Source organism: Streptomyces sp. NPDC057010, from assembly GCF_042673805.1.
GTDB lineage: Bacteria > Actinomycetota > Actinomycetes > Streptomycetales > Streptomycetaceae > Streptomyces.
On the sequence record NZ_JBHUSC010000113.1, the window covers coordinates 1 to 5,465 of the forward strand.

Annotated in this window: 5 protein-coding genes; 4 read left to right on the top strand and 1 reads right to left on the bottom strand. The window is 72.0% G+C overall.

Annotation, left to right across the window (positions count from 1 at the left end; all coding sequences use genetic code 11):
- The 3 genes from ACFTXQ_RS36295 to ACFTXQ_RS36305 all read left to right on the top strand — a co-directional run.
- On the top strand, positions 1–899 hold an 899-nt coding region (locus ACFTXQ_RS36295), incomplete at its 5' end, for an ATP-binding cassette domain-containing protein (RefSeq protein ID WP_382649860.1).
- Positions 896–1,786, top strand: a complete 891-nt coding sequence (locus ACFTXQ_RS36300) for an ECF transporter S component (RefSeq protein WP_382649863.1) — start codon at positions 896–898, stop codon at positions 1,784–1,786. The genes ACFTXQ_RS36295 and ACFTXQ_RS36300, both read left to right, overlap by 4 nt.
- Positions 1,787–2,096: 310 nt before the next feature.
- Complete coding sequence (locus tag ACFTXQ_RS36305; protein ID WP_382636487.1) at positions 2,097–2,501, top strand: transglycosylase SLT domain-containing protein; 405 nt, start codon at positions 2,097–2,099, stop codon at positions 2,499–2,501.
- 128 nt (positions 2,502–2,629) lie between these two features.
- On the opposite strand, the gene ACFTXQ_RS36310 is transcribed toward ACFTXQ_RS36305, so the two are convergent.
- Entirely contained in the window at positions 2,630–3,799 is a 1,170-nt protein-coding gene (locus tag ACFTXQ_RS36310; RefSeq protein WP_215016207.1) for a steroid 3-ketoacyl-CoA thiolase, read from the bottom strand.
- A 243-nt stretch (positions 3,800–4,042) separates the two neighbouring features.
- Between ACFTXQ_RS36310 and ACFTXQ_RS36315 the strand changes: the two genes are divergently transcribed.
- Positions 4,043–5,287 carry a cytochrome P450 gene (locus ACFTXQ_RS36315; protein WP_382649866.1) on the top strand — a complete coding sequence of 415 codons (1,245 nt, stop codon included), beginning with the start codon at positions 4,043–4,045 and terminating at the stop codon, positions 5,285–5,287.
- The last annotated feature ends 178 nt before the right edge of the window (positions 5,288–5,465 follow it).

Genomic DNA, 5,465 nt, shown 5'->3' on the forward strand with positions numbered 1-5,465 from the left:
GCGCAAAGGTGCAGGCTGACGCCGGCCGAAATCCAGCCCCGCCGGCGTTTGAGGCGCGGGGTCTGGGGCGGAGCCCCAGCAGCGCAGCCCCCGGGCTGCTCGCACGCCTGCTCCGCCGGAGCAACCCGACCCCAACACCCGCCCCCGGAAGCGTCGCGGCAGCCAGGGGGCTGGGGGTGCGCCGCGGACGCGCAGAGGTGCTGGCCGGGATCGACCTCGCGGTCGCGCCCGGCGAGACCATCGCCCTCATGGGCCGCAACGGCGCCGGCAAGTCCACCCTCCTGTCCGCCCTCGTCGGCACCCTGCCCCCCACCACCGGCACGGTGACCGTCGGCGGCGCCACCCCCCACCGCACCCCGCCGCAGGAGATGGTGCGCCGCGTCGGCCTCGTCCCCCAGGAACCCCGCGACCTCCTCTACGCCGACACGGTCGCCGCCGAGTGCGCCGCCGCCGACTCCGACGCGGCCGCGGCCCCCGGTACCTGCCGGGACCTCGTCTCCGCCCTGCTCCCGGACGTCCCCGACGACACCCACCCCCGCGACCTGTCGGAGGGGCAGCGCCTGGCCCTCGCGCTGGCGCTGGTCCTGACCGGCCGGCCCGCCCTGCTGCTCCTCGACGAGCCGACCCGCGGGCTGGACTACGCCGCCAAGGCCCGACTGGTCGAGGTGCTGCGGGCCCTGGCGGCGGAGGGCCACGCCATCGTCCTGGCCACCCACGACGTGGAGCTCGCCGCCGAGCTGGCCCACCGCGTGGTGATCCTGGCCGGCGGGGAGGTCGTCGCGGACGGCCCGACCGCCGAGGTGGTGGTCTCCTCCCCCGCCTTCGCGCCGCAGGTGGCGAAGGTCCTCGCGCCGGGCCACTGGCTCACCGTGGCCCAGGTCGCCGAGGCCCTGTCGTGAGCCGCGCCACCGGGCCCGGCAACCCCGTCCGCCCCGCCCGCCCCGTCCGTATCGGGCCGAGGGCCGCCGCCGCCCTGGTCCTCGTCACCCTCATCGGCATCGCGGCCTTCGGCTGGCCGCTCCTCGCCGACCGGCAGTCGGGGCTCGCCCACTCCGAGGACGCCCCCTGGCTCTTCGCGGCGCTGCTCCCGCTCCTCGTCGCCGTCGTCGTCGCGACCATCGCCGACACCGGCATGGACGCGAAGGCGGTGGCGATGCTCGGGGTGCTCGCCGCCGTGGGCGCCGCGCTGAGACCGCTGGGCGCGGGCACGGCCGGCCTGGAGCCCATGTTCTTCCTGATGGTGCTCAGCGGCCGCGTCCTCGGGCCCGGCTTCGGCTTCGTCCTCGGCTCGGTGACGATGTTCGCGTCCGCCCTGCTGACGGGCGGGGTCGGCCCGTGGATGCCGTTCCAGATGCTGGCGATGGGCTGGTTCTCGCTGGGCGCGGGGCTGCTGCCCGGGGCCGCGCGTATCAGGGGCCGGGCGGAGCTGCTGATGCTGGCGGCGTACGGCTTCGCGGGTTCCTTCGCGTACGGCACGGTCATGAACCTCCAGGGCTGGGTGATCCTGCAGGGCATGGGCCAGGGCATCTCCTTCCATCCCGGGGACCCGGTGCCGGCGAACCTCGCGCGTTTCGCCGCGTACTGCCTGGCGACCTCGGTGGGCTGGGACCTGGGCCGGGCGGCGCTGACGGTGGTCCTGACGCTGACCCTGGGCGCCACGCTGCTGAAGGCGCTGCGGCGGGCGACGCGGAAAGCTGCCTTCGGCGCGCCCGTCTCCTTCGATTCGGGGGCCGGAATCGCCTCCGACCCGTCGGCCGGAAGGGGTACGGGCGGTCGCGGAGCGTGAGATTCGGGGCCCTGGGCGGTGAGCCGCCCCACAGGACCCAGGTCACATACGAACCGTGATAGTAGTCCCTGCTGACCCCTTATGGGAGGACATCTCCCGCTACGGCCAGGGGGTCGTTGCGCCCCGGCTGCGAGGGTGGCTAGTAGGCGGGGTCGTTGCCAGGGGGTGGGGGCGTCTGTAGAACTGGATGAGTCGCAGGGCGGCCCGGGTGCTTCACCCGCCGCCGACGAATCCCTCTCCTTCGCGTGAGTGGCTCACGCATGCTCCGGCGTGCCCGCGACCGTCCTTGTCCCCTTCGGAAGGTCAATCCGTGTCCAACGCCGTCATCCGCCGCATCGCCGCTTCGAAGAAGACCCTCGCGGGTACCGTCCTCGCCCTGGGCGTCGCCGGTTCCATGCTTGCCGCGGTTCCCGCGCAGGCTGCCCCGATGGGTGCGAAGGCGATCGCCCAGCAGATGATCAAGGACCCGGCCCAGTTCGCTGCGTTCGACAAGATCGTCTCCCACGAGAGTGGCTGGGACTACACCGCGACCAACGCTTCCTCCGGCGCCTACGGCCTGGTCCAGGCCCTGCCGGCGTCGAAGATGTCCTCCGCGGGCGCCGACTGGAAGACCAACCCGGCCACCCAGATCAAGTGGGGCCTGGACTACATGAACGAGCGCTACGGCAGCCCCGTCGACGCCTGGAACTTCTGGTCCGCCAACCACTGGTACTAAACCGCCGGCAGGCAGCACAGCCGCAGGCAGCAGACATACGAAGGCCCCGGTGGCCGGCCTCCCCAGGTCCGGCCGCCGGGGCCTTCTGCATCCCCTCCCACGGGTTCAGAGGGGCGCCGAGCGCAGGCTCACAGGCGCTGGATGATCGTGCCGGTCGCCAGTGCGCCGCCCGCGCACATGGTGATCAGCGCGAATTCCTTGTCGCGCCGCTCCAGCTCGTGCAGCGCGGTGGTGATGAGCCGGGCGCCGGTGGCGCCGACGGGGTGGCCGAGGGCGATGGCGCCGCCGTTGACGTTGACCTTCTCCAGGTCCTGGTCGAAGACCCGGGCCCAGCTGAGGACGACGGAGGCGAAGGCCTCGTTGATCTCGACGAGGTCGATGTCCTTGAGGGACATGCCGGCCTTGCCGAGGACGGCCCGCGTCGCGTCGATCGGCCCGTCGAGGTGGTAGTGCGGGTCGGCGCCGACCAGGGTCTGGGCGACGATCCGGGCGCGCGGGCGCAGCTTGAGGGCACGGGCCATCTTGCGCGAGGCCCACATCACGGCGGCGGCCCCGTCGGATATCTGCGAGGAGTTCCCGGCGGTGTGGACGGCGGTCGGCATGACCGGCTTGAGCCGGGCCAGCGCCTCCATGGAGGTGTCGCGCAGGCCCTCGTCGCGGTCGACCAGGCGCCACATGCCCTGTCCGGCGGCCTGCTCCTCCTCCGTCGTGGGCACCTGGACGGCGAAGGTCTCGCGCTTGAAGCGCTCCTCGGCCCAGGCGGCCGCGGCCCGCTCCTGGGAGAGCACGCCCAGCCGGTCGACGTCCTCGCGGGTCAGGCCGCGGTGGCGGGCGATGCGCTCGGCGGCCTCGAACTGGTTCGGGAGGTCGACGTTCCACTCGTCCGGGAAGGGCTTGCCCGGGCCGTGCTTGGATCCGGAGCCGAGCGGGACGCGGCTCATGGCCTCGACCCCGCAGGCGATGCCGATGTCCATGACGCCGCCGGAGATCATGTTGGCGACCATGTGGTTGGCCTGCTGGGAGCTGCCGCACTGACAGTCCACGGTGGTCGCGGCGGTCTCGTACGGGAGGCCCATGGCGAGCCAGGCGTTGCGGGCGGGGTTCATCGACTGTTCGCCGGCGTGGGTGACGGTGCCGCCGACGATCTGTTCGACGCAGTCGGGCTGGATTCCGGTACGGGCGAGGAGCTCGCGGTAGGTCTCGCCGAGGAGGTAGGCGGGATGGAGGTTGGCGAGCGCGCCCCCGCGCTTGCCGATGGGGGTGCGTACGGCTTCGACGATGACGGGTTCCGCGGCCATGAGCTCGTCCTCTCCTGCACTGCGCCAGCGCGGCGGGCCGTCCCGGCGCCCCGCCCCGAACTAGTACGCGTTCTAGTTCTCCCCGCAGTCTTATGACCTGAAGCCCCGCCACGCAAGGGTCTTGCACGCGGCCTGCACGGATTCCACACGCAACAGTTGGCGCCGCGACCCTTGTCACTTCTAGAACTCGTTACTACCTTCAAGCCAACTTCTGATGGGCCGTCAGACTTTGGAGTTGCCCCGATGACCTGTCCCGCGCTGCCCGAAGGCTTCGACGCCACCGACCCCGACCTGCTCCAAAGCCGCGTCCCGCACCCGGAGTTCGCGCAGCTGCGGCAGACCGCCCCCGTGTGGTGGTGTCCGCAGCCCCGGGGCATCACCGGATTCGACGACGAGGGCTACTGGGCCGTCACCCGGCACGCGGACGTCAAGTACGTCTCCACGCACCCCGAGCTGTTCTCCTCCACCATCAACACGGCGATCATCCGCTTCAACGAACACATCCAGCGTGAGCAGATAGATGCCCAGCGTCTGATCATGCTGAACATGGATCCGCCGGAACACACGCGCGTACGCCAGATCGTGCAGCGCGGCTTCACCCCGCGGGCCATCCGCGGGCTGGAGGAGGCCCTGCGCGACCGGGCCCGGAAGATCGTCGAGGAGGCGGTGGCCGCCTCGGCGGACGGCAGCTTCGACTTCGTGACGCAGGTGGCGTGCGAGCTCCCGCTCCAGGCCATCGCGGAGCTGATCGGCGTACCGCAGAAGGACCGCGCCAAGATCTTCGACTGGTCGAACAAGATGATCGCCTACGACGACCCGGAATACGCGATCACCGAAGAGGTCGGCTCCAACGCGGCGGTGGAGCTCATCGGCTACGCGATGAACCTGTCCGCCGAGCGCAAGGAGTGCCCGGCCAAGGACATCGTGACGCAGCTGGTGGCCGCCGAGGGCCAGGGCAACCTCGGCTCCGACGAGTTCGGCTTCTTCGTGCTGCTGCTGGCGGTCGCGGGCAACGAGACCACGCGCAACGCCATCAGCCACGGCATGCACGCCTTCCTGACCCACCCCGACCAGTGGGAGCTGTACAAGGCGACCCGGCCCTCCACCGCCGCGGAGGAGATCGTCCGCTGGGCCACCCCCGTGGTGTCCTTCCAGCGCACCGCCACCCAGGACACGGAGCTGGGCGGCCAGAAGATCAAGGCGGGCGACCGGGTCGGCCTGTTCTACTCCTCGGCCAACCACGACCCCGAGGTCTTCGACGACCCGGGCGCCTTCGACATCACCCGCGACCCGAACCCGCACCTCGGCTTCGGGGGCGGCGGCCCGCACTTCTGCCTCGGCAAGTCCCTGGCCATCATGGAGATCGACCTGATCTTCAACGCGCTGGCCGACGCCCTGCCCGACCTGCGGCTGAGCGGCGAGGACCCGCGCCGGCTGCGCGCGGCCTGGCTCAACGGCATCAAGGAGCTCCGGGTCAGCCGCGGCTGACGACGGATCCAGGGCGGCAGGGGCCGCACCTCCCACGCCCCGGCCCCTGCCGTCCGCTGGCGCCCCCGGCAACGGACCCGCACCCGTTCGAGTGGCGGCCGCGGCCGAACCGGGTGATCCTGACTGACAGCGGCGATCCAGCCGAAGGGGCGCCGGGGCGATGCGCGCCCCGGCGCCC

Bases quoted from the DNA above. Each gene is read 5' to 3' on its own strand.
- ACFTXQ_RS36310 (WP_215016207.1), bottom strand. From the start codon at position 3,799: ATGGCCGCGGAACCCGTCATCGTCGAAGCCGTACGCACCCCCATCGGC.
- ACFTXQ_RS36315 (WP_382649866.1), top strand. From the start codon at position 4,043: ATGACCTGTCCCGCGCTGCCCGAAGGCTTCGACGCCACCGACCCCGAC.